The sequence below is a fragment of the Salininema proteolyticum genome (assembly GCF_042685645.1).
Classification (GTDB): domain Bacteria; phylum Actinomycetota; class Actinomycetes; order Mycobacteriales; family Micromonosporaceae; genus Salininema; species Salininema proteolyticum.
This window is the reverse complement of the sequence record NZ_JBHUNX010000001.1, coordinates 2,406,419-2,427,499: the sequence shown is the minus strand read 5'-3', so window position 1 is coordinate 2,427,499 and position 21,081 is coordinate 2,406,419. Positions and strand designations below refer to the sequence as shown.

The 21,081-nt window shown below is 66.2% G+C and carries 23 protein-coding genes; 7 read left to right on the top strand and 16 right to left on the bottom strand.

Annotated features, from left to right (window positions below):
• Positions 1 to 819 (top strand): APH(3') family aminoglycoside O-phosphotransferase, encoded by an 819-nt coding sequence (locus ACFTE1_RS11290; protein ID WP_380625034.1) that lies wholly within the window; start codon positions 1 to 3, stop codon positions 817 to 819.
• A 251-nt stretch (positions 820 to 1,070) separates the two neighbouring features.
• On the opposite strand, the gene ACFTE1_RS11285 is transcribed toward ACFTE1_RS11290, so the two are convergent.
• Positions 1,071 to 1,475 (bottom strand): DUF4440 domain-containing protein, encoded by a 405-nt coding sequence (locus ACFTE1_RS11285; RefSeq protein ID WP_380625036.1) that lies wholly within the window; start codon positions 1,473 to 1,475, stop codon positions 1,071 to 1,073.
• A gap of 167 nt (positions 1,476 to 1,642) precedes the next feature.
• On the bottom strand, positions 1,643 to 2,419 hold the full coding sequence (locus tag ACFTE1_RS11280) for an SGNH/GDSL hydrolase family protein (protein WP_380625038.1): 777 nt from the start codon (positions 2,417 to 2,419) through the stop codon (positions 1,643 to 1,645).
• 147 nt (positions 2,420 to 2,566) lie between these two features.
• Here ACFTE1_RS11280 and ACFTE1_RS11275 point away from each other — a divergent pair, with 147 nt between their 5' ends.
• The gene (locus ACFTE1_RS11275) at positions 2,567 to 3,310 is read left to right on the top strand and encodes a response regulator transcription factor (RefSeq protein ID WP_380625041.1); all 744 of its coding nucleotides are present in this window, start codon (positions 2,567 to 2,569) and stop codon (positions 3,308 to 3,310) included.
• Positions 3,288 to 4,742, top strand: a complete 1,455-nt coding sequence (locus tag ACFTE1_RS11270; RefSeq protein WP_380625043.1) for a sensor histidine kinase — start codon at positions 3,288 to 3,290, stop codon at positions 4,740 to 4,742. The genes ACFTE1_RS11275 and ACFTE1_RS11270 overlap by 23 nt, the downstream gene beginning before the upstream one ends.
• Here the strand turns inward: ACFTE1_RS11270 and ACFTE1_RS11265 are convergent.
• The gene (locus ACFTE1_RS11265) at positions 4,730 to 5,470 is read right to left on the bottom strand and encodes an SAM-dependent methyltransferase (RefSeq protein WP_380625045.1); all 741 of its coding nucleotides are present in this window, start codon (positions 5,468 to 5,470) and stop codon (positions 4,730 to 4,732) included. The genes ACFTE1_RS11270 and ACFTE1_RS11265 overlap by 13 nt on opposite strands.
• A gap of 198 nt (positions 5,471 to 5,668) precedes the next feature.
• On the opposite strand from ACFTE1_RS11265, the gene ACFTE1_RS11260 reads away from it, so the two are divergent.
• Entirely contained in the window at positions 5,669 to 6,754 is a 1,086-nt protein-coding gene (locus ACFTE1_RS11260) for a 5'/3'-nucleotidase SurE (protein ID WP_380625047.1), read from the top strand.
• 182 nt (positions 6,755 to 6,936) lie between these two features.
• Here the strand turns inward: ACFTE1_RS11260 and ACFTE1_RS11255 are convergent, their stop codons facing one another.
• The 10 genes from ACFTE1_RS11255 to ACFTE1_RS11210 form a co-directional block, all read right to left on the bottom strand.
• The gene (locus tag ACFTE1_RS11255) at positions 6,937 to 8,133 is read right to left on the bottom strand and encodes a DUF418 domain-containing protein (RefSeq protein ID WP_380625049.1); all 1,197 of its coding nucleotides are present in this window, start codon (positions 8,131 to 8,133) and stop codon (positions 6,937 to 6,939) included.
• Positions 8,134 to 8,268: 135 nt separating this feature from the next.
• Positions 8,269 to 9,204 carry an RNA polymerase sigma factor SigJ gene (sigJ, locus tag ACFTE1_RS11250; RefSeq protein WP_380625051.1) on the bottom strand — a complete coding sequence of 312 codons (936 nt, stop codon included), beginning with the start codon at positions 9,202 to 9,204 and terminating at the stop codon, positions 8,269 to 8,271.
• Between the two features lie 10 nt (positions 9,205 to 9,214).
• Positions 9,215 to 10,399 carry an NAD(P)/FAD-dependent oxidoreductase gene (locus ACFTE1_RS11245; RefSeq protein WP_380625053.1) on the bottom strand — a complete coding sequence of 395 codons (1,185 nt, stop codon included), beginning with the start codon at positions 10,397 to 10,399 and terminating at the stop codon, positions 9,215 to 9,217.
• Positions 10,400 to 10,535: 136 nt separating this feature from the next.
• Positions 10,536 to 10,940, bottom strand: coding sequence for a winged helix-turn-helix transcriptional regulator (locus ACFTE1_RS11240; RefSeq protein WP_380762933.1), 405 nt, complete (start codon positions 10,938 to 10,940; stop codon positions 10,536 to 10,538).
• 188 nt (positions 10,941 to 11,128) lie between these two features.
• Positions 11,129 to 11,530 (bottom strand): VOC family protein, encoded by a 402-nt coding sequence (locus tag ACFTE1_RS11235; RefSeq protein ID WP_380625055.1) that lies wholly within the window; start codon positions 11,528 to 11,530, stop codon positions 11,129 to 11,131.
• 196 nt (positions 11,531 to 11,726) lie between these two features.
• Entirely contained in the window at positions 11,727 to 12,026 is a 300-nt protein-coding gene (locus ACFTE1_RS11230; RefSeq protein WP_380625057.1) for a hypothetical protein, read from the bottom strand.
• Positions 12,001 to 12,483: a hypothetical protein gene (locus ACFTE1_RS11225; RefSeq protein ID WP_380625059.1), complete on the bottom strand. Its 483-nt coding sequence runs from the start codon at positions 12,481 to 12,483 to the stop codon at positions 12,001 to 12,003. Before ACFTE1_RS11225 ends, ACFTE1_RS11230 begins: the two co-directional genes overlap by 26 nt.
• Entirely contained in the window at positions 12,480 to 12,728 is a 249-nt protein-coding gene (locus ACFTE1_RS11220) for a hypothetical protein (RefSeq protein ID WP_380625061.1), read from the bottom strand. Before ACFTE1_RS11220 ends, ACFTE1_RS11225 begins: the two co-directional genes overlap by 4 nt.
• Positions 12,682 to 12,894 carry a hypothetical protein gene (locus ACFTE1_RS11215; protein ID WP_380625063.1) on the bottom strand — a complete coding sequence of 71 codons (213 nt, stop codon included), beginning with the start codon at positions 12,892 to 12,894 and terminating at the stop codon, positions 12,682 to 12,684. The genes ACFTE1_RS11220 and ACFTE1_RS11215 overlap by 47 nt, the downstream gene beginning before the upstream one ends.
• Positions 12,895 to 13,217: 323 nt before the next feature.
• A complete protein-coding gene (locus ACFTE1_RS11210) occupies positions 13,218 to 13,661 on the bottom strand; it encodes a hypothetical protein (protein WP_380625065.1) in 444 nt (147 codons plus the stop codon).
• A gap of 246 nt (positions 13,662 to 13,907) precedes the next feature.
• Between ACFTE1_RS11210 and istA the strand changes: the two genes are divergently transcribed.
• Together istA and istB are read left to right on the top strand one after the other, a co-directional pair.
• Positions 13,908 to 15,389, top strand: a complete 1,482-nt coding sequence (gene istA / locus ACFTE1_RS11205) for an IS21 family transposase (RefSeq protein ID WP_380624784.1) — start codon at positions 13,908 to 13,910, stop codon at positions 15,387 to 15,389.
• A 103-nt stretch (positions 15,390 to 15,492) separates the two neighbouring features.
• Positions 15,493 to 16,287 carry an IS21-like element helper ATPase IstB gene (gene istB, locus ACFTE1_RS11200; RefSeq protein ID WP_380624786.1) on the top strand — a complete coding sequence of 265 codons (795 nt, stop codon included), beginning with the start codon at positions 15,493 to 15,495 and terminating at the stop codon, positions 16,285 to 16,287.
• 597 nt (positions 16,288 to 16,884) lie between these two features.
• Here the strand turns inward: istB and ACFTE1_RS11195 are convergent.
• On the bottom strand, positions 16,885 to 17,211 hold the full coding sequence (locus ACFTE1_RS11195) for a hypothetical protein (protein WP_380624854.1): 327 nt from the start codon (positions 17,209 to 17,211) through the stop codon (positions 16,885 to 16,887).
• 265 nt (positions 17,212 to 17,476) lie between these two features.
• Between ACFTE1_RS11195 and ACFTE1_RS11190 the strand changes: the two genes are divergently transcribed.
• Positions 17,477 to 18,547, top strand: coding sequence for a helix-turn-helix domain-containing protein (locus ACFTE1_RS11190; protein ID WP_380624856.1), 1,071 nt, complete (start codon positions 17,477 to 17,479; stop codon positions 18,545 to 18,547).
• A 196-nt stretch (positions 18,548 to 18,743) separates the two neighbouring features.
• On the opposite strand, the gene ACFTE1_RS11185 is transcribed toward ACFTE1_RS11190, so the two are convergent.
• Positions 18,744 to 19,307: a TetR/AcrR family transcriptional regulator gene (locus ACFTE1_RS11185; protein WP_380624858.1), complete on the bottom strand. Its 564-nt coding sequence runs from the start codon at positions 19,305 to 19,307 to the stop codon at positions 18,744 to 18,746.
• 169 nt (positions 19,308 to 19,476) lie between these two features.
• Complete coding sequence (tnpC, locus tag ACFTE1_RS11180) at positions 19,477 to 20,961, bottom strand: IS66 family transposase (RefSeq protein ID WP_380762700.1); 1,485 nt, start codon at positions 20,959 to 20,961, stop codon at positions 19,477 to 19,479.
• Positions 20,962 to 21,081: the final 120 nt, after the last annotated feature.

Sequence of the window (21,081 nt, the reverse complement as noted above, 5' to 3'; positions counted from 1 at the left end):
ATGCCGCTCGAAACCCTCCGCCGGCGCTATGCCGCCTACGAATGGCGACCAGTGGCTATCGGGATGTCCGATGCCCGTGTCTTCCACCTCGCATCTCCCACGGGCAGGGACCTGTTCGTGAAGACCGCCGCGCTCAACGAGCACCCCGACCCGGGATTCCACCTTCATCAGGAGGCCGAGCGACTGGAATGGCTCGCCGGGCAGGACGTACCCGCGCCCGAGGTGGTCGACGCCGGTCGAACCGGCGAAGGTGAATACCTGGTCATGACCGCAGTTTCCGGACGCAGCCTGGCCGAGCCCTGGAGCCCCGCTGAAAGAAGGGGGCTAATGGAGTTCCTGGGGGAGTTCACGGCAAGGCTGCACGGCCTGCCCGTCTCCGACTGCCCCTTTTCCAGGGGCGTCAAGGAAATGGCCGCCGCGGCACGGAAAGCGGCCGATCTAGAACTGGTCGACCTCGACGATCTTGACGAGGAACGTGACGGTGCGGACCTTCAGGAGCTCTCCGGCGAGTTGGAGGACGCACTTGACTCGGCTCCGCCCGAGGAGGCGGTCGTCTGTCATGGCGACTATTGCGCGCCCAACGTCTTGGCGGATCCTGCGACCCTCGCGATCTCTGGAATCGTGGATGTCGGACGCGTCGGAGTGGCCGACCGCTATAGCGATCTGGCGCTGATGACACGCAGCCTGTCCGATCGGGGCCTCAATCCGCAATGGGGGACCTGGGCGGCACACGCGTTCATGGAGGCCTATGGCATCGATCCAGCGAGGATCGACGAGGAGAAGATCGCGTTCTACCGTCTCCTCGACGAGTTCGCCTGAGTCCGGAGAACCGCACAACAGAGTTCCGATCCCTGCTCCGCTTCGCTATTGCAGTGGGCACGTCGTCGGCGATGGCGAGCCTTGGCTCGTCGGTGAGAATGATATCGCGGACAGGCCTTCTGCCCAGAGCGGAGCGTAGAACGGCCTCCACCGGGGCGGACCTTTCATGGGAATTGAGGGGCTGTCGGGCCTTCGGCGACCGGGCAGATGCTGCGAGAACTCCGGTCACCGGCACGGCAGCTCTCTGCCGGCTATGCGTCGTCCCAGATCATCGAGTTGATCCGCCATCCATCCGGGGTCTTTACGAACTGGGTGGACTTGCGGCCCTCGCCCTCGAACCACTCGCCACGGAGTGCGCCCGACTTGGCGTAGTGGCTGAACCGCTGTGCGATGCCGCCGTAGATCTCGGTCCGCTCCGACACCTCCCACTCGGAGAACTCGGTCAGGGTCCCGTCGGTGAGGATCCGCTCCCTCGGTTCGATGAAGGAGTCCAGGTCGTAAGTCTTGGGGTCGCCGCCGACATTGCTGATGATCGTCCCGTCGGGCAGGAAGACGTCGCGGATCGCTTCGACGTCGGGCCGGGCGCCGCCGGTGTTGGTGAACGCTCCGAGGAACCGGCGCATCAGTTCGTCGATCTCCGTTTCGGCTTCCGGCATGGGTGCTCCTCCCGGGGTGGATCTGGCTCCTTCGATCATCCCACATGGCGGGTACATGGGGAGGACCGCTGGGGCGGAGGGTTTCTCGGTCCGGACGGCACGACGGAGGGCTCGCGCCACGGCACGGGCCCTCCGTCTACAGCAGTCAGTCCTTATGGCGGTCGGTCCTAGAGGGCGCCCTCCACTGCCGGCAGGTAACCGGAGGCCTGTCCGGACGCGTTCGGGTGGTAGGCGCCGTCGAAGTCCAGTCCCTTGATCCACGGCGTCCACGAGCAGATCCCGTGCCCCGCGAAGTCGTCGACCGGGTCGGCGAACGTGAATCCCTGTGCGGCGGCGACTTCGGCGGTAATGGCGTTGATCGTGTCCACGCCCTCGTTGAGCCGCTCCTGCTCGGCCGCGCTGATGCCGAACGCGGAGAAGCAGGCCTGCTCGTGGAACAGGTGCGGGTAGCCGACGACGACCGTGTCCGCGTTGGGCGCCGCGGCGGCGATGTCGGCGTACAGGTCGGCGAGCTCGCCCGCGACGCGGTCGCGCCCGTCGGCCTCGGCCTCCTCGATCCTCTCGAAGCAGGTGGCGTCGGAGCTGAAGGTGCAGGTGCTGATGATGTCGGAGAATCCGACGTCATTGCCGCCCACGGAGATCGTCACCAGGTCCGCCTCCGGCGACAGCGAGTCCATCTGGCCGGAGTAGACGGTCGGGATGGTGGCCCCGCCGCAGGCGGGGAACACGAGTTCGGCGCCGAGCCGCTCGGCGAGCAGCGGCCCGTAGGCGTTGGAGGAGCGGGAGCAGTCGGAGCCGTCATAGTCTCCGGCACCTACGCCGGAGGCGTAGGAGTCTCCCATGGCGACGTACTGTTCGGCCTCGGTGAAGGCCATTGTCGGTACGGCCGCCATGACGGCCAGCAGCGCCGCTGCGGCGGCTCTGCGCAGTCGTGATCGGTTCATTCATCCTCCCAGGGATAGGCAAGTGTGAATAAAGTATTCCAGCCGTGTTGCGGGCCAGTCAATACCAGTCGGTAATAAGTTTTGCGAGGCCAAGGGGCCCTGGATCTCTCGCTGGATTCGAGCGGCCGCCGGCCCTAGACTGAAGCCGTGGACTTCGCAGCCCGCGACGGCGGAACCCAAGGGGGCGACGGCACTCCGAGCCGGGACGCCCGGGTGCTGATCGTGGACGACGAGGAGAACCTGGCCGACCTGCTGGCCATGGCCGCTCGCCTGGAGGGCCTCGAAGCGGCCACGGCGGCCGACGGCCCCCGGGCCCTGGACGCCTTCCGCGCCGGCCCGCCGGACCTCGTCGTCCTCGACGTCATGCTGCCCGGCACCGACGGCGTGACCCTGCTGCGGAAGTTCCGCGACCTGCAACCGGACGTCCCGGTCCTGATGCTCACGGCCAAGGCCGCCGTCTCCGACCGGATCGCCGGCCTGGCGGCGGGGGCCGACGACTACGTCACCAAGCCCTTCAGCCTGGAGGAGGTCGTCCTCCGCATGCGCGCCCTCCTGCGCCGCAGCGGTTGGGGCGACGGCCCGGGCGACACCCGGATCACGGTGGGGGACCTGCACCTGGACACCGCCACCCACGAGGTCTGGCGCGGTTCCAGGACCGTCGACCTGACGCACACCGAGTACAAGCTCCTGCTCTACCTCATGCGGCACCCGCGCCAGGTGCTCAGCAAACGCCAGATCCTCTCCGGAGTATGGGACCGGGACTTCACCGGCAGGGCGAGCGTCGTCGAACTGTACGTCTCCTATCTGCGCAGGAAGATCGACTCGGACCCTTCGGAGTCGATGATCCAGACCGTGCGCGGGGTGGGCTATGCGCTCCGGCCGCCGCCGTGACGGTGCCGCCGGGCCACCGAGCCTGCTAAGGCGCCTCACGGCGAGCCTGGCCTCCGTCGTCGTCATCGTCAGCCTCTCCACCGGCGCCGCGACAGTCCTGCTCGCGCAACGGCTCCTCATGCACCAGTTGGACACCCAATTGCGGGAGTCGGTCCGCTACGGCGCCGAAACCGGGATCGAGCCCCCTCCCGCCGACGGGCTCCCCGGCCCCTTCGTCGGGACGGTGGACGCGGCGATCGCGGAAGGAGCCGTCGTACGGTCGGTCCGCCTGGACGCGTCGGGCGGAAGCGATCTCACCGCCGAGCAGGAAGCGGTCCTGCTCGCGCTCGACTCCGCCGGCCCCGAGACGGCGGAACTGCCCGGCCTGGGCCGCTACCGCTTCGTCACCGCCGAGCGGGAGGACGGCACGACGCTCGTCCTCGGATTCTCCACGGCCGCCATCGACCGCACGGTGACGACCCTTGCGGCCTCCTCCGCCGGCGTCACCGCCGCCGGTGTCCTCCTGGCGTGGGCGCTCGCCCGGGCGTCGGCCCGCAAGCGGCTCAGACCCCTGTCCGACCTCGCCGACGTGGCCTCCGAGGTGTCCCGCCGACCGGGCGGGGCCATGGACGCCACGGGGAGACGCGTCCCCGAAGCGGTCCTGGCGTCCAGCTCGGAGCTTCAAAGCGTCGGCGCGGCGATCAACCGTATGCTCGACCGCATCGACGAGGACTTCGCCGCTCGCGGCGAGATGGAGGAGAGCCTGCGCCGCTTCGTCGCCGACGCCTCCCACGAACTGCGCACACCCTTGGCGTCGGTGCGCGGGTACACCGAACTCTGCCTCCGGTACGGGAACCTGCCGGAGAACGTCGTCTTCTCCCTGGAACGCGTCAATTCCGAGTCGCGGCGCATGGGCGCCCTCGTGGAGCAGCTGCTGTTGCTCGCCGACCTGGACGGGGATCCCACGAGCGCTCGAAAAGAGGTGGACCTCGCCGAACTGATGCTCACCTCGGCGAGCGACGTGGCCGTCGCACATCCGGGCCACCGGTGGTCGGTCGATACTCCTGACGCTCGGGTCATCGTCGTCGGCGAGGAGGACGGGCTCCGCCAAATGGTCGTGAACCTCCTCGCCAACGCGGCGGTCCACACGCCACGCGGAACGGCGGTGTCGGTGCGGCTCACCCGACGCCGAGGCGACGGCGTCCTCACGGTGGCCGACGACGGCCCCGGTATTCCCGCCGAGGATCAGGCGACGGTCTTCGACCGCTTCTCACGCGGCGACCCGGCGCGGGCCCGATCGGCGGGGACGTCGTCGACAGGGCTCGGCCTGGCGATCGTCCAGGCCGTCGCCGCCCGTCACGGGGCGGCCGTTACCGTGGACTCCGAGCCGGGCCGGACCGTCTTCACCGTGCGCCTGCCCTTGAGAATCGGGGAACGGCCTCAGCGTTCGTGAGGCCGTCCGGCCACTAGATAGGCGAATCCCGCCAGATTCCGGTGGCCTTCGAGCCAGGTCCGGCGATGTTCGTCGGCCATGCGGCGGTAGTGCTCCGCCTTCGGCGAGTCGGGGTGGCGCAGAAGGAACTCCTCCCAGTCGGCCAGGAAACCGGACTCGAAGTCGTCCATCTCGCCGCGCTCGACGGTCTCGATCCCGAGCGGCCGGAAACCGGCGTCCACCACGGATTCCGACAGTGCCGCGAGCGTGGGCAGCTCGTCGCGGGACGCTCCTTCCCACAGCCGGGAAAGATCGGCGTCGGTCGGAGTCCTCTCCCAGACCATGTCGCCGAAGAGCAGGAACCCGCCCGGCTTCACCAAGGGGCGCAGGGCGCGGACCGCGCTGCCGGAGTCACCCCAGATGTGGGAGGCGCCCACGCACAGGACCAGGTCGGCGGGTTCGTCCCAAGTCGAAGCGTCCCTCTCGGCGAACTCGACTCGCGCGGTCAGCCCTTCGGCCTCGGCGGCCTTCCGGGCGCGCCGCAGGAGGTCGCCGTCGAGATCGACGCCGACGGCGCCGGCTTCAGGCGAGGCCGCGAGAACGCCGAGCAGCAGCGAACCCCATCCACAGCCCAGGTCGAGAATCCGTGCCGGTCTCCGCGCGGCCAGCCGTGCGATCAGCCGCTCGGCTCGCCAAGGGGCTATGGGGGAGTTGTAGGTCAAATGCGCATAAGCGATGGGTTCATCCATTGACGGTCATCGTAGGAGATCGGTCTCGCCCCGGCAATCGCTTTACGGCGCCCGACGGCGCCCTTCTCTTGCAACGGAATGAAGTCTATCTGATTACATATATATAACATTACATACCGAGGGCTCGCTATGGCGAGCCCGGTTTGCCTAGGCTGGGTCCCACACTCGCGCAGTCGACATCGACCGGAGGAGACCACCGTGCGCCCATTGCCCGAACGACGACGTCGAGCCGCGGCGCTCGCAGCGACCGCCCTGCTCGCCTTGACCGCCTGCACCGGTCAGGCAGCCGACGACCCGCCGGACCCCAATTCCGCCGAGTTCAGTGCCGAATCTCTGGAGGGCATGAGGATCCTCATGGGAAACGACGACTCCATGCGGGCCGCGGAGTCCGACGGATCCGACGGCCTGGGCCTCTACGCGCTGCGGTCCCGGCTGTGCGAGGCGGGCGCCGACGTCGTCGTGTTCTCCCCGTGGGGGTTCCAAAGCTCGAAGTCCGGCGCCATCAGCCACGGAGGCGACACGTTCAGCCTCGGCGAACCGGAAGCCGTGCCCGAACGGTGCGCCGGAGCCTGCCAGGGCGCCCCGAGCGGAGGCGCCGTCTACGGTGTCTGCCTAGACGATTCCGGCCAGTGCGCCGAAGGCTCCCCGTCGGCCACTCCCGTCGACGCGATCACCTTCGGCGTCCAGTACGGCCTCGGGGAGCTGGTCGGCTGGGAGCAGGGACCGGACCTCGTCGTCTCCGGCGTCAACTCCGGGCCGAACCTGGCCTCACAGATCCCGACCTCGGGCACCTTCGCCGTCGCCGAGGCGGCGCACAATATGGGTCTTCCGGCGATCGCCCTCAGCGCCAATGTTAACGAGGACCTCGTGGTGGACCCGGACACCTACGACGCGGCGGCCGGCTTCGGCGGCGAACTCGTCTCCTATCTGGAGGGCTCCGGCGTCCTGACGAGCGACTACGTGGTCAGCGTCAACTATCCCGACGCCCCCGACGGCGAGCAGGTCTCCGACCTCCGCTTCACCGAGGCCGGGACAGGAACCGTCCTGGTCGGGGAGTACGAGGAGGACGGCGGCGCCTACACGATGAGCGCGCGGATCTGCGAAGAGGGCAGGGAGTTCTGCCGTCCGGAGGAGAAGGGGAACTCCGACTTCACCGCGACCTTCGCCGAGGGCGCCGTCTCGGTCAGCGCCCTGTCCGGCGACCGCACCTACGGCTCGGCCGAGTACGACGAGGACAGCTCCCGCCTGCGGGAACTGATCGAGTACCTCGACTCCGAACGGTGACTACCGCACCGGGACCGGAACCCGACCCCTTAACCCACACCGATTCCTCGCCTAACGCTGACGACGCCGCCTCGTCGCCGGCGGTCTAGCCCGGGGCCCGTCAACGGCGACGGGCCCCGTTCCCCACTGCTCTCCGCAACAACACGCTGCGCCGGACGGCCACCCTCGAACTGCCGCCGTCGTCAGCGACGGCCGTACACGAGCCGCCGCAACAGGGCGTCGGCCGGACCTCGCTTGCCGAGACGGGCGAGCCAGGCGGCCAGCGCGACTCCGGCCGCCCACACGACCAGCGCGACGGCCATGCCGCCCGCCCGGTGGAGGTGGTCGCCGAGGCCGACCAGGTCGGGGTGGAGGAGGACTGCCACGCCCACCGACGCGAAGAGGTACACCGAGAGCGAACGCTGACCCGCCGCCGCGAGCGCCTTGGTCAGGACTCCGGGGTCGCGCTGCAGCCGACGCCCGATCAGTGCGAACAGGGAGGCGTATCCGACCCCCGCGGCGACGCCGGTGAGGATCTGGAGCCCGAAGAACGCCATGGCGGTGCCGTCGGAGACTGTGACGAGGCCGGCCCCGGACAGCGCCAGCGGTAGGGCTCCGGCCACCGAGACGGCGATGCCGATGGCGGCCAGCCTCTTCAGGGCGGGCACGTGCGCGTCGGGGTCCTGAAGGTATCCCCTGCGGCCCATCCACAGGCCCAGGAGGACCAGGATCAGCATGGGGAAGACCAGGACGTTGATGAGTGGTGCCGTGAATCCCCCGGCGACGCGGGTGATCCAGTCCTCGGCCGTGGCGTACCCGACGCTGGAGTCCCAGTCCGGTGAGGACTCTCCGTCGGCGTTCATGGCCAGGCCGACGACGACCGAGCCGATCCCGACGACCACGAGGTAGTAGGCCGCGACGATCCAGGTGGCCCTCTTCCGCGCCTTGTCGGGGCGGAACAGGAGCCACCCGAGGAGAAGCCCGGCGACTCCGTAGGCGGCGAGGATCTCCCCGGAGAAGACGAGCGTCGCGTGGACGAAGCCGAAGGCCAGGAGCCAGAGGCTGCGGCGGCGGACGGTCGAACGGGTCTGGGAGTCGGGCCTCCCCTTGGCGCGGGCGGCGTCGGTCATCATGACCAGCCCGATCCCGAACAGGACTCCGAACAGGGGGAAGGCGCGGTTCTCGAGGAACAGGGCGGAGGCCGTGGAGACCGTCCGGTCCAGGGCGCTCCCGCCGAACGGCTGCCCGTAGCCGCCGATGTCGTCGGCGGTCAGGTAGGTGCCTGCGTACGCCATGGCGATCAGTAGCAGCATGAACCCCCGGGCCAGGTCCGGGGTGAGTTTGCGGTCGGCGGCCGGGGTGGGCGCCGAGGGCGGTCCGGTCGCGGAAGTGGTGGCCATCGCTCCTCCTGGGACAAATTGACGGGTCGCATTACGGTGGGGCTCACCGTGAAAGCGTATTGCTTACAGTGTACCCAGATTATGCGACAACGTCCTCCCTCACAGTTCACGCCACCTGCGACGGGCCCCGGGCGATCACCAATCCGCTATGATCGGCTCGCCGTGGTCGCGCCCCCGCCATGCCTCCGACAGACGGCCGAGCCGCGATGCGGCGCCTATCCCGCGCAGAGTCGTAACCCTTCCCTCGCTGATCTCGAACGCCACCATTCCCCTCACGTTTCCCGCGAGCACCGCGAGCATGGCCGGGGAGCCGTTGACCAGACCGAAGTGGAACGCCAGAGAACCGCCCACCAACCTCCGCTTCGCCGCACTGGGGGTGAATCCGGCACGCGCGAGCGCGGCGATGCGTTGGGCGGTGCGGAACTCGATGACCGTCTCAGAGAATCCGGCGCCGTCGGACATGGCGGTCGCGTCGTCGGTCAGCAACGCCACCAGCCGGTCGACGCGCCCCGACGTGGCTGCCGTCAGGAACTCCTCGACGATCCGTTGGGCCGACTCCCGGTCCACCTCGCCACCCCTCCGCGCCGCGGTCACCCGGCGCCGAGCCCGGTGCGCGTGCTGCTGGCTGGCGGACTCCGAGATGTCGAGGACCTCGGCGATCTCGGCATGGCCGAACGAGAAGGCCTCCCGCAGAACGTAGACGGCGCGCTCGACCGGCGAGAGTCGCTCCAAGAGCAGCAGAACTGCCAGAGAGACCGACTCACGCTGCTCGAACGTGTCGGCCGGCCCCAACATGGGGTCGCCTTCCAAGAGCGGCTCGGGCAGCCAGGTCCCGACCACGCGCTCGCGTCGCGCCCGTGCCGAGCGGAGCCGATCGAGGCACAGGTTGGTGACGATCTTCGTCAACCAGGCCTCCGGAACCTCGATGCGCTCGCGGTCGGCGGCCTGCCAGCGCACGAAGGCGTCCTGCACCGCGTCCTCGGCGTCGGCGGCCGAGCCGAGGAGGCGGTACGCGAGCGAGGCCAGCCGGTCCCGGCCGGCCTCGAATCGTTCGGTGGCGGTGTTGTCCATGCGGGGCGCCTCAGGCGGAGACCTTCTCGCCGGGCCGCCCGGCGGCCAGGCGGTGTTTCCGCTTCGGCATGCCGAAGGTCGGGTGCCGCACGGTCCAGAGCGTCATCCGGAGGATGCCCTCCTTGACCCGCGCGGCCTTCCGTCCCCTCACTGGCCGGGACAGCGAGTGTGACCGGCCGTCGACCAGCTGGATGAGGCCGTCTTTGCGGCCGAGGCTGATGTGGTTGCCGAAGTACGTCAGCTTGGTCATCCCGATCTTCTGGCCCGTCAGGCGCCCCGCGATCGAGCCGGCCGCCTGCAAGGCGGTGTATCCGGCCGAGGCGCACGACATCGGCAGCGGCCGGCCGTGGTTGTCGGCCGCGAAGACGGTGTCTCCGGCCGCGTACACGTTTGGGTGCGACAGCGAGCGCATGGTGCGGTCCACGGCCATCCGGCCGTCGTCCACGACCTCCAGGCCGCCGGCGGCGGCGATCGGGGAGATGCTGAATCCGGCGGCCCACACCGTAGCGTCGGACCCGTAGGCGGTACCGTCCGTGCTGACGACCTGAGTCTGCTCGACTCGTTCGATGGAGGTGTGATCGTGGACGGTGACGCCGAGTCGGTCGAAGGTCTCGTCCAGGTGGCGGCGTGCCGCGGGGGAGAACCAGGCTCCCGGCTCGCCGCGTGCCACGAGGGACACCGAGAGGTCGGGGCGCGACTCGGCTATCTCGGTCACCGTCTCGATGCCCGTCAGGCCTTCGCCGACGACCATGACCTTTCCGCCCTTTCCCAATCCGCCCAGGCGGTCCCGCAGGCGCAGGGCGCCCGAGTGGCCGGTGGAGTCGAAGGAGTGTTCGGCGACGCCGGGAACGCCGTGGTCGGCGGCCGCGCTGCCGAGCGTGTAGCAGAGGGTGTCGTAGGGGATCTCTTCGTCGCCGTTCTCGCCGGTCACGGCGACGGTGTTGCTCGCGGGGTCGACGGCGGTGACCTTTGCCAGGCGGACCCGGACCCCGGTGCCGGCGAAGATGTCGGAGAGCGCGGGGGCCTCGACGTCCTGGCCGGTCGCGACCTGGTGCAGGCGCAAGCGCTGCACGAAGACCGGCGCGGCGTTGACGAGGGTGATCTCGAAGTCCTCGGGGCGCAGGCGGTGGGCCAGGGCCCCGGCAGTGATCGCCCCGGCGTATCCCGCGCCCAGGACGAGGATGCGGTGCTTCATGATGGTGCTCCTGTCTGATTCGCTTGCCCTTTGAACGGGGCAGTGCGACGATTGCTGACAGAAATTCACTGTGAAGTAAGTCACTAAATATTTCTGGGTGTCATCACTTCCCGACCTGGGCGAACGTCCCATCGCCTCACCGCAGGACCGTACCGCACCGCGTGACACTTGTTCCCTGGCAATGCGCACCCCGCAGGCGGGCTTGGGCGCCGACTCGGTACCCTTCCGAAACCTCCAACTGCTCCAGCCAGTGATTCCTCGTCCATTCGCAGGCGTTGTCCACGATCGGGACCATGCTGCGGCCGAGCTCTGCCAGCCCGTACTCCACATGCGTGTCCGAGAGCTCCCGGCGATTCACCAGGGTCGCTTGCTCCAGCCCGCGCAGCGACTGCGTCAGCACCTTGGCGCTCACACCCCTCAACGGGACCCGCGGCTCGGAGAAGCGGCGACTCCCGAAAGCCCGTCGCCTCCGTGGGACTCGCTTCCGTCCTTGCGACCGAGGACGGCGGGCACACCGGCGAGTACATCGGGATCGCCTGATTTTCCACCTTCTCGGACAGGGGTCCCGGTCTCTACGACAGGGGCCGTATTGAACGCAGATCGGCCCGGGACCGGCGTCCCGGCTTCGGCTTGAGCTCGTCGAGCCGAAGCCGGAGAACGTCGCGGTCTCGGGCCTGTTCGGGTTCTCGGACGGTGCCTACCGACCGCCCGCCAAATGAACGGGACTTTCTAGGGCCACACGACCTTGCCGTCGACCCAGGTGACACCCTTGTTCCGGCACAGGCAGAAGGGGTGTCCGACCGGGTCGGTGTAGACCTGCCATCCGTAGCCTTCGTCGTTGATGAAGTTCTTCTGCAGCTTCGCGCCGAGTTCCTCGATGCGGGTCTGCTCGGGCTCGAACTCGTCCACCTCGAAATCGAGGTGGTACTGCTTGGGGTGCTCGTCGTTCGGCCAGCGCGGCGGGCGGAAGTCCTCCACCTTCTGGAAGGCCAGCTCGATCTCGCCGAAGCGGATGCCGGCCCAGTGTTCGTTGCTGTCCGGCTTCATCGGAGTACCCGTCACCTCGGAGTAGAAGGCCGCGAGCTTCATAGGGTCCGGACAGTCGATGATGAAATCGGTGAGTTTAAGCATGGGTCGATGGTGCCATACGGCCGGAAGCGAACGCAGCCCATTATCGCCTCGCAGCTGAACGCCTGGTCGTCAGTCCGTCGTGCCCGCATGCGCACCGGTGTCGGTGACGCCGCTTATCAGCGTGAAGGCCGCGGTGGGGCTGAGCCTAAGGCTCAGCCCCACCGGTTGGCCGCGTTACGCATTCACCGCCCGATCGTCAGGAGAGCCATGGTCGGACGGTGTGGGCGATTTTGTCGGCGAGGTCGGTCGTCCAGTTGGAGACGAGGAGCGACTGCTGGTAGAGGGCGTCGGTGTAGATGACGAGTTTTGGTTCGGGCCATGGGTTGCAGTTGGCGATCACGGCCGGCGGGCGTTGGCGGGTCGGGCGGTCGTCTTCGTCGGGTAGGAGGAGGAAGACGGTCTTGGACCTCTGGTCGAGGTGTGCGTGGAAGGTTTGTTCGTCGTGGGTGATGGTGCCGAGGTCGGTGGTGTCAGAGGGCAGGTAGACGACTGGCATGGTCGGCTCCTTTCCGGATTTCGTCGGCGAAGCGTTGCGGTAGGGGGATGGCGAAGGCGGCGTGTTCGACCACGGCGCGGAACCGTTGTTCGAGCGCGAGTTGGAGCCGGGTGCCGTTTGTGACCAGGGCGTGGCGGGCGGGTGTGTCAGCCCAGTGCACGGTGGCGGGTGGGCCGGTGGTCCAGTCGAGGGAGGCGACGTGGGTTTCGTGCCCGCCTGGTTCGATGGCGACGACGGAGGCGACGGTGCGGCCTATGGCGCGGACGTCGAAGGATCGGGCGAGGAAGGAGACCGACCCCAGGACCGGGCCGTTCGTGTGCGGTGGGTAGGGCCGGGGCGTGGGGTGCTGCCTGGCCGGTGGTGTTCGACTTTTGTCGGGTCGTGGTGGTGCGGTGATGAGTCCGCCGACGGGGATGGCCGTGGTGATGGCGGTGAGGTGGGTGATCAGGTCGGTCATAGGGCGCTGCTCCTTTCGGGGTCGAGTCGGCGGAGGGCGAGGACGGCGAAGGTGCGTCGGAGGATCCAGAAGCGGAAGTGGTCGCTGATTCGCCATCCGTGGAGGGGGAGGAGGAAGTGCCCCTTGGTGTTGATGGTGGCGGCTTTGCGGCCTTCGATGTAGACCCAGAGTGAGTTTTTGCCGGAGCGTTTGACGATGTCAATCCGGTTCCATGCCAGACTGAAAGTCGCGATTGTCGTTGGCATCGAGTTGTTCCCAGTCTCCTCTGTACAGAGGTTCGTTGAAGTGGTCGGGGAAGGTGATCGCCGTCGGGTGGGCATGCCGGTTTGGCCGGTCGGGGCCCGGTGTGAAGAGAATGACGCTGAGAAGCAGCGTGATGACGGCGAGTGCGGTGAAGAGAAGCCCGGTCATCGCCGGGTGGGCGAGTGTGGCGGTGGGACGCGCCGTGGCTTCGGGTGACGGAGCTGGTTTCGGGCAGCTCGATGCACTAGTATTGGCCAGTACATGACGACTCCTTCCGAGGAGTTGGAAATGTGGTGGGCGGCTCGCCAGAGTGAAGTTGGTAGCTTGTACTGGCGAGCCGCTGTTTTAAGAAGACTGGCTGTCTACTCGCAACCTCGGCCGTTGTCGGAACGGGCCGACCAAGGTTCAGTGTTGAACACGCGGTATGGAATGTCAACGTTCACCGAGTCCGGGTGTGTCGAACAATGACAAACTTCTATAGTTCAGTTGTTTCAGCCTTCGTCCTCCATCCATGAGTCCGCCAATGTCTCCGCATCTACGAGGTAGTTCTCAAGGTGAAGGGAAACATGTTCGTCAGTGCCCGTCACATACCGAATTGCCAGCAGCTCGGCCTCGTACTGTTCTTCGGAGCTGATCTCGTCGAGAAGGTGGTCCTCTCCCAGCATTCCCCGAATGAGTCCTTCTAGAACCAGCGTCTTGACGGGCGGGGTGGAATTCCGGTAGGCGTACCTTACTCCATCGGTAAATCTCTTCACCGCTTCTGGACTGGCGTTGTCCCTGAACACGCGATCCAATATGGCAGCGAACATGGCCGCCGTGTAAATTCCCCAGGGGCCTTCTGAGCCATCTGGCAGGGCAGTTACCAGATCTGGGCCGTTCGATTCTCCTAGCGCCATTGCTTTCATAGCCTGCTTGAATTCATTACCGTGTTCCATCAGAATCCTTTCGCTTCTTTAGACCCGTAGCTCTGGACAGCGCTTCTACCGCAACGATGCCGGTCACAATGAGGCTACCAACGGTGTCAGCAACGTTCACGTCAGCATGCGTTGGTGTTAGTGGACGTGCCAAACTCCCCAATGGTGGCCAGTTAGAGTCCCCGCTGGCGGACAGGACTGGGTCCCCACTCACGGACACGAAAATTCCCCACTGTTATCGAATCGTGTTCTGGATGATTACCGGTTGTGAAATCGGATAGGGAGATCATGGAAATCCTCGAGGCCTACGACCTGACCGGCTCGTACCGCAAAGCCGCTGAACTCGCCGGCTGCGACCACCACACTGTCGCCCACTACGTCGCGCTGCGCGGCCAGGGCGTCGACCCCACCGCGCGCAAGCCGCGGGCGAAGATGATCGACACCTACCTGCCTAAAATCGAGGAGCTCGTCGAGCGTTCCAAGGGCAAGATCGGCGCTGATGTCGTACACCGCAAGCTGACCGCGCTGGGATTCACGGGCACTGACCGGACGACACGGCGGGCCGTGGCCGCGGCGAAGCACGCCTGGCGGTCGGGGAACCGGCGCGTTTACCGTCCCTGGATCCCTGAGCCGGGCATGTGGCTGCAATACGACTACGGCGAAGGCCCGAAGGTCGACGGGCAGCGCACGCACTTGTGGTGTGCTTGGCTGGCCTGGTCACGCTTCCGCGTCGTGTTCCCCATCTGGGACAAGACGTTGCCGACCGTCGCCGCCTGCCTAGACCGGACGTTCCGCATCATCGGGGGCGTCCCGACCTACGTCTTGACCGACAACGAAAAGACCGTCACGCTCGACCACGTCGCCGGCATCCCAGTCCGCCATCCAACCATGGCGCAGGTCGGACGGTTCTACGGCACGACCGTCCGCACCTGTCTCCCAGCCGATCCAGAGTCCAAGGGCGGGTCGGAGAACACGGTGAAGATCGCCAAGCGCGACCTCGTCCCCACCGCCGTCAACCTGCGGGCCCAGTACGGGGCGTTCTCCGCCCTGGAAGAGGCTTGCGAGGCCTGGTCCGAAGAAGTGAACTTCCGCGTCCATACCGCCACTCAACGCGTCCCGGCAGAGGCCCTGATGGAGGAACAGACCCGTCTGCACCTGGTCCCAGAGGAACCGTTCTCGGCAGCGTTCGGGGAGACTCGGCGGGTCAGGAGGGACGCGACGGTCACGCTCAACCGGGTCGTCTATTCCGTCCCGCACCAGCTTACCGATCAGACTGTCTGGGTTCGCCATGATGGCGACGAGGTCGTCATCGTCGCTGCAAGCGAGGCCGGAGCCCGCGAGGTCGCCCGCCACACGCGTTCCACACCAGGCCAACCATCGATCAACGACGACCACTACCCGCCTTCGACCCGCGGGAACCGGCGCCCGAAACCCGGCAACAAGATCGAATCCCAGTTCCTCGCCCTCGGGCACGAGGCGGAGGAATGGCTGATCGCCGCCGCAGCCGCAGGCGCCTCGAGGATCTCCCAGACCATGACCCGAGCGCTCGAAGCTGTCTGCGACCACGGCAGGCCCGCTGTCATCCGAGCGTTGGCCACCGCCTGCACCGCAGAGCGGTTCGACACCGCTTCGTTCGACGACATCCTCGCCTACCAGCAATACCGCGCCCGCGCCGAGGTCACACGCGCTTCGGAGGACCACTCCCTACAGCCGGGCACTGGCGCTTGGGCGTCCTTCGGACCGAACTAGAAAAGCCCCGAACCTGGGCTATGCCGGGTTCGAGGCCAAACAAATATGATGAGTGAAAGGTAAACCATTGACCGACACCACCTCCGCCCCGGTCCCACCTCGAATGGCGGCGCCCGCATCTGCCGTCGCCGCCGCGACCGGGCAGGCTTACGAGGAGGCCATCGCCCTCACCAAACGGCTGAAGATGCCCTATTTCCGGCGAGCGTTGGAGGAGGTCGTCCCGACCGCCAAGGCCCAGCGTTGGGACCCGGCCGAGATCGTCCGCGTCTTGCTGGCCGAGGAAGTCGCCGGCCGGGAGTCTTCCAACCTGCGCACCAGACGCAAACGGGCAGGGTTCCCCACGGGGAAGACCTTCCATGTCTGGGACGAGACCGCCTCGTCGATCCCCGCCCCGACTCAGCAGGCGCTGCGCACGCTCGAATGGATCGGTCGCAGGGAGAACCTCTGCATCTGTGGTCCTTCAGGAACAGGCAAGTCGCACTTCAGCGAAGCCATCGGACAGACAGCCGTTGACGCCGGCCTGGCCGTCTCCTGGTTCACGATCGAAGACCTCGGAGCGATCGTCCGACGCCACCGCGTTGACGACACGGTCAACAAGGCGTTCAACAGAATCGCCCGGGCTGACCTGATCATCGTCGACGACATCGGCCTGCTTCCAGTCTCCGACGACGCTGCCGAAGGGTTCTACCGCCTGGTCGACAGCGCCTATGAGAAACGCTCCCTGGCCGTCTCGTCCAACCTCCACCCCAGCGGGTTCGATGAGATTATGCCGAAAACACTGGCCACGGCCACTGTCGATCGGCTGCTGCACCACGCGCACATCGCCGTCACCTCAGGCGAGAGCCACCGGTTGAACGAAGCGACTACTGGCAAAGGAGTCGTTTCTTTCAGTAGCTAAACGGAAACGTTCAGTCGTGTTCTGGGGAACTTAGATGTCCGCCAGCAGGGACCTTACGAGTCCGCCAGTGGGGAAGTTCGCAAGACCGTTGACACGTTGGCGCAGATGACGACGGTCCTCGGTGCTGTACTTCCGCCTTTGCCTGTGCCCCCCATGGGTCGAACGAGTCAGATCGCTGGCCCTGTATCGCGGCGCCTTGGTCCTTGGCGTTCTTCTGAAGATCGCCGGCCCCATTGACGAGTTTCCGTCCGAGTCGCTGGAACCGGGATTTTCCACCATCATCGGAGCTGCCTTGATTTTCCTTCTCGAAGGTTCCTGGCGAAGTGAACAGGCTTGGATCGCTCTTCTCCTTCACGGTGACAGTAAAGGGCAGATCTCCACCTGACGGCTTTGAGGAGCCGCCTTGCTGGTTCATCGCTTGGTCGATGAGTTCCAGTGCCGAGTCGACCATTGTGTCCAGGGTGGTGAGGGTGACTCTGCCGCCCTCGAATCGGCCGGCCGCGTTCCGTAGGGTGTCAGCCGATCCTTCGGTGCCAATGTTCCCCAGGCGATCCGCCAGTTTCTCGGTGTCGATCTGGGCGGCGCCGGTCTGCGCCTTCAGCTCGTTGACCCTCTCCTTGAACGCGGCGAACCGGGAGCGGAGCTATTCCAGTTGAGACATGACCGCCGACCTAACTTCTTCAACTGGGCGATCATGGCGGAGGCCTCCGCGACCTGGGTGTCGAACAGGCCCAGGGTCTCGTGGACCTGTTCTGTCACCTCAGCAGCCGAACTGACCGGCTGGGCGTTGGCCGCACCGATCGCCGTCAGCTGCCCGGCGAGCGCCTTCGCCTCTGTACCGAGAGACGACGCTTCGCCCTTCAGTTCGTCGCTCAGGGCGGTGAGTGCGGCTGTGTGTCCGTGCAGTTCGCCGAGACTGCTCAAGAGGGTGGTCCTTCCTCAACGGTGGGGGAGGTGCAACAGTGCACCCACTGGGAAGGGTAGCGAATGTGTTCTAGGCGTAATGAAATGGGTTGCGGCCCACGCGTATCTGGCCGTGGGGTGACAGGCGGGTGCCGCCCTATACCGGTGTACCAATACTGGACATGGGTTTAACCGGTGTACCGGTAGGGAAGCTTCGCAAAAATCGGGAAGAAAAACCGGGAGAACCCGTAACCGATCCGTCCTCAGCTCGTTGAACCCCTAAGCAATGAAAAAGGCGCCCAGGCCTTCCGTCGCCAAACGAATTCCTGGACGCCTCCACCAAATCAAACTGGTTGCGCAATGCGCGGCCAGAAAGGAGTTCAAACGTATCATGCGTCCAGACCTGATTTCCGCATGCCGTGATCGTGTTCTCAAGAGCCGTGAGAAGGTCGTCCTCCTCATCCTTGCCACCTTCGCCGACAACGGCTCGACCACACCTCGACTGCTGGTCACGACCCTCGCTGAGCTCTCCGGATTCTCTAAACGTACCGTTCAGCGAGCGCTCAACGGACTCGCCGGCGAAGGCCTCGTCCAGCGGCACAGCGCCTACCGGCGCCCCAACAGCTTCACCATTTCGATCGACAGTCCCGTCTCGGCCCCTCCGGTAGTAGCTCCGGCCGAGGTAGGCGACGCACAGGCGTTGATGGAACCCGAGCGAGTCCCGGTATCGCAGCGGCCGACCGATGAACCGGTTCGGGAGCCGGACGCCGCATCGATCGAGCACGACGTTACTGTTCGCCGTCTTCAGCTGGATCCCGAACCTCAACCGACCCCGAATGCGGGACCGCAGGCGCTCAAGGAGCAGAGTTCCAACTCGGAGACAGCGCCGAATCAGAAGCCTTCCAGTGCGACGACCCAAGAACCAGGGTCCGAGCCTGAGATCGAGGTCGATGAGGGTGCTCTCGCGGAAGCGCTCCAGACGGTCGGGGAGTTCTGGGAGATCCATGGGCGCGGCCGGAGATTCATCCGCGACCACGTCGCCCGACTCGTGGCGGCCGGATGGGACAGCGATGCCATCTGCCGTTGGCTCGGCCCGCGCACCGAAGACGTCCGCAACCCCTTCGGCGTCATCAAACACCGCCTCGACCGCCTCCGGAATCTCGAACCGCCGTTCAAGGACGGCAGCCTGCCCCAACGCCGCCACCGCTGCTGGACCTGCAACACCCCCACCGACAACGACACCCGCTACTGCGACGTCTGCACCGCCGAACAAGCCAAACCACGCACCAAAAACCGCAGCTGGCGCGACATCGCCGAGGAAGAAGGTGCGACTATTCCCGAACGGCCGAAGTCGTAGGGCATGTTCGAGAAAAGGGGTGGGAGAGACACCTCGAACGTTGCGTTCCCGCGCCGGCCATCAGAGGGTGCCGGCCTTCCTGGCTGTGCCGCGTATTGCCATGGCATCAGGTTAGGCACTACGCGTGTTATTCATAGCTCGAAAGGCCGATCGTCAAACGATATGGGAGGGGAAGTCCTCGTGCCTCTGCGCGGGTTTATGGACCGGGCCAGGTGAGACCGTCGAAGAGGTCGTCCGGAGAGGGCGTCGTCTCGGGATTGGTCAGCCACTGCGTGACGGCGCCGCTGACGCGGGCGAGCTGCACGTTGCCCGTCGTATGGCTTTCCTCCGGCACCATGCCGACCTCGTCGATGCTGGAGGCGAGCGAAGCCATCGCGGAGAGGGTCCCGGGCTGGTTGTCCTTGTATACCGTCATCAGTTCCGGTGAGCGCTGCGCCTGGCGGAACAGCTCGAAGCTGGCCCGCCAGAGGGGCGGGTTCTCGCGGAGGTGGCGGATGAGGATCTCCCAGACGGCCAGGAATCGCTCACGCCCTTTCTTGCCCGCCGTCTCGGCGAGGGAGGCCTGGAGCGAGGCGTCCCAGTCCTCCAGGGCGTCGAACAGGACTCTCTGCAGTAGCGAGTCGCGGGAACCGAAGTGGTACTCGATGGCGGTCATGCTGACGTCGGCGGCGGTCGCGATGTCCCGGACGGTCGTCCACTCGTACCCCTTGCTCAGCAGGCACTGTTCGGCTCCGTTGAGCAGGGCTTCCCGGTCTTCCATGTCCCCGAACGTATCAAGGCCTGTGCCAAAACCTGAACGCCACTTCCGTATATTCACAGAGTGGACGGTATTTTCGCTGTTCACGGACTTGTCGGACTCTTGCTCGGCAGCGTCGTTGCCAGTTGACCGACGCCTGGACTAGTTCTGGGGAGTCTGGTCAGGGGTTCGGTTAAAGCGCTGGTTGCCAGATGTGGGGCGTGAATACCGAGGAAAGGGCCTGGGTGGCGGTTTTGCCGTGTTTCTGGGCGGTGTGGACATAGGAGCGCAGCACGGCGAACCGGTCGGCTCCGTCCCAGGATCGGAAGCCTCCGGACACCTTCATCTTGACCTTCGCCATCCGCACTTGCCGTTCGGCGGCGTTGTTCGAGAACTCCGCACGTTCGTCGGTGACGAACCGCAGGTAGTCCTCCCGTCGGTCCCTCAGGCGTGTGGCGAGGTTGTTCGCCTTCTTCTCCAATGGACTGCCCCGGTTGGCCGTCTCGGCCACGCCCTGATCGACGGCCTTCTCCCACGCCGCCAGATGCGTAGCGAGGTACCAGGGCCCGGTCATGGGCTCACCGGGCTCGGCCTCGACGCAGCGCTTGATCCGCTTCAAACTGGCCGAGACTCGGCAGGACCAGCAGTCGTCTCCGACATCGGCATCGCGGTGGACCGCATCGCACACGGCCTGCAACTCTCGCAGCGCGTGAGCATTACACAGCTGGTGGGCAACGATATTCGCGTAGGCATCGTACGGCGCCCAGCAGTCATGATGCATAACCCCGGTGAAGTGCGGGAGGATGTCCATCGCCGCGATGGCGTCCTTGCCTCGTTTGGGATGGGCGAGGAACACAGCCGCGGTCTCGTTCGAGGCCGAGTGCAGCCAGGCGAGTGTTCCTGCCACGCGGATACCGGTCTCGTCGACGAACAAGACCTCGCCCTCAGCCAGGTAGGCGCGAACACGCTCGATGAACTCCGACAAGCTGATCTTCTCCGCCGCGCGGGAGGCCATAGCCTCGACCGTCGCCGTCGACATGCGAGTACCAGTCACGGCCTCGATGGTCTCGGCCACCCGTTCTTTGGCGACAAACTGCACCTCATAGAGGTAGGCGGCCAGCGCTGAGACCTTTGGGCCGTATTGGACCGGCGCGACCACACCTTCCGGGGCCTGTGCCTTCTCTCGGTTCCCGCACTCGCACCGCAGCGAGTGAAGACGATGCTCGATGACCTCGGTACGCGGGTCGGGAATGTCGAACATCTGCCGGGACTCAAACCCCAAGGAATCGATATCGGACAGGTCAGCCTCGCACACACCGCAGGCGGCGGGGAAATGATCGACCACCCGGTCAGGGACAGCCACCCGCTGGAGGGTCCTCCCCTCATGGCCGGCCTGCCCGCCGGGCTTACGGTTCGACTTACGCCGCAGCGAACGCTTCTTCGCCGGCTTCTTGAACTGGTCAATTGATGAGGGCTTGGATGAATTCGAGGAATCCTTCCGAAGACGGGCCTCCAACTCCGCAACCCGCGCCTCCGCCTTCGCCGCCCGAGCCTCAGCTTTCACCGCGCGGGCCTCGGCCCGCTCTGCCCGCTCCTCAGCGGCATCAAGGCGACGCCTCAGGTCGACAACGAGCGCAGCCAGCTCCTCATAGGAAGGCGCGTTCTCGTTGTGACTCACCGAAACAGGCTAACAGTCGCTCTCTGGTTAGATCCGAAGACCTGACCAGTCTCGTTCTGGGGAGCTGACTGCGGGCGGGTCCGGCCTAGCGAACGCCGAACGATCGGCGTTGTGAGACTG

What these genes read in the sequence shown, in the direction of transcription:
- ACFTE1_RS11235 (WP_380625055.1), bottom strand. Translation starts at nt 11,530, where the DNA reads ATGCTTAAACTCACCGATTTCATCATCGACTGTCCGGACCCTATGAAG.
- ACFTE1_RS11255 (WP_380625049.1), bottom strand. Translation starts at nt 8,133, where the DNA reads ATGGCCACCACTTCCGCGACCGGACCGCCCTCGGCGCCCACCCCGGCC.
- ACFTE1_RS11185 (WP_380624858.1), bottom strand. Translation starts at nt 19,307, where the DNA reads ATGGAAGACCGGGAAGCCCTGCTCAACGGAGCCGAACAGTGCCTGCTG.
- istB (WP_380624786.1), top strand. Translation starts at nt 15,493, where the DNA reads ATGGCGGCGCCCGCATCTGCCGTCGCCGCCGCGACCGGGCAGGCTTAC.
- sigJ (WP_380625051.1), bottom strand. Translation starts at nt 9,204, where the DNA reads ATGGACAACACCGCCACCGAACGATTCGAGGCCGGCCGGGACCGGCTG.
- ACFTE1_RS11280 (WP_380625038.1), bottom strand. Translation starts at nt 2,419, where the DNA reads ATGAACCGATCACGACTGCGCAGAGCCGCCGCAGCGGCGCTGCTGGCC.
- ACFTE1_RS11290 (WP_380625034.1), top strand. Translation starts at nt 1, where the DNA reads ATGCCGCTCGAAACCCTCCGCCGGCGCTATGCCGCCTACGAATGGCGA.
- ACFTE1_RS11220 (WP_380625061.1), bottom strand. Translation starts at nt 12,728, where the DNA reads ATGCCAACGACAATCGCGACTTTCAGTCTGGCATGGAACCGGATTGAC.
- ACFTE1_RS11225 (WP_380625059.1), bottom strand. Translation starts at nt 12,483, where the DNA reads ATGACCGACCTGATCACCCACCTCACCGCCATCACCACGGCCATCCCC.
- ACFTE1_RS11265 (WP_380625045.1), bottom strand. Translation starts at nt 5,470, where the DNA reads ATGGATGAACCCATCGCTTATGCGCATTTGACCTACAACTCCCCCATA.
- ACFTE1_RS11215 (WP_380625063.1), bottom strand. Translation starts at nt 12,894, where the DNA reads ATGACCGGGCTTCTCTTCACCGCACTCGCCGTCATCACGCTGCTTCTC.
- ACFTE1_RS11245 (WP_380625053.1), bottom strand. Translation starts at nt 10,399, where the DNA reads ATGAAGCACCGCATCCTCGTCCTGGGCGCGGGATACGCCGGGGCGATC.
- ACFTE1_RS11190 (WP_380624856.1), top strand. Translation starts at nt 17,477, where the DNA reads ATGAAAAAGGCGCCCAGGCCTTCCGTCGCCAAACGAATTCCTGGACGC.
- ACFTE1_RS11270 (WP_380625043.1), top strand. Translation starts at nt 3,288, where the DNA reads ATGCGCTCCGGCCGCCGCCGTGACGGTGCCGCCGGGCCACCGAGCCTG.
- ACFTE1_RS11230 (WP_380625057.1), bottom strand. Translation starts at nt 12,026, where the DNA reads ATGCCAGTCGTCTACCTGCCCTCTGACACCACCGACCTCGGCACCATC.
- ACFTE1_RS11285 (WP_380625036.1), bottom strand. Translation starts at nt 1,475, where the DNA reads ATGCCGGAAGCCGAAACGGAGATCGACGAACTGATGCGCCGGTTCCTC.
- ACFTE1_RS11210 (WP_380625065.1), bottom strand. Translation starts at nt 13,661, where the DNA reads ATGGAACACGGTAATGAATTCAAGCAGGCTATGAAAGCAATGGCGCTA.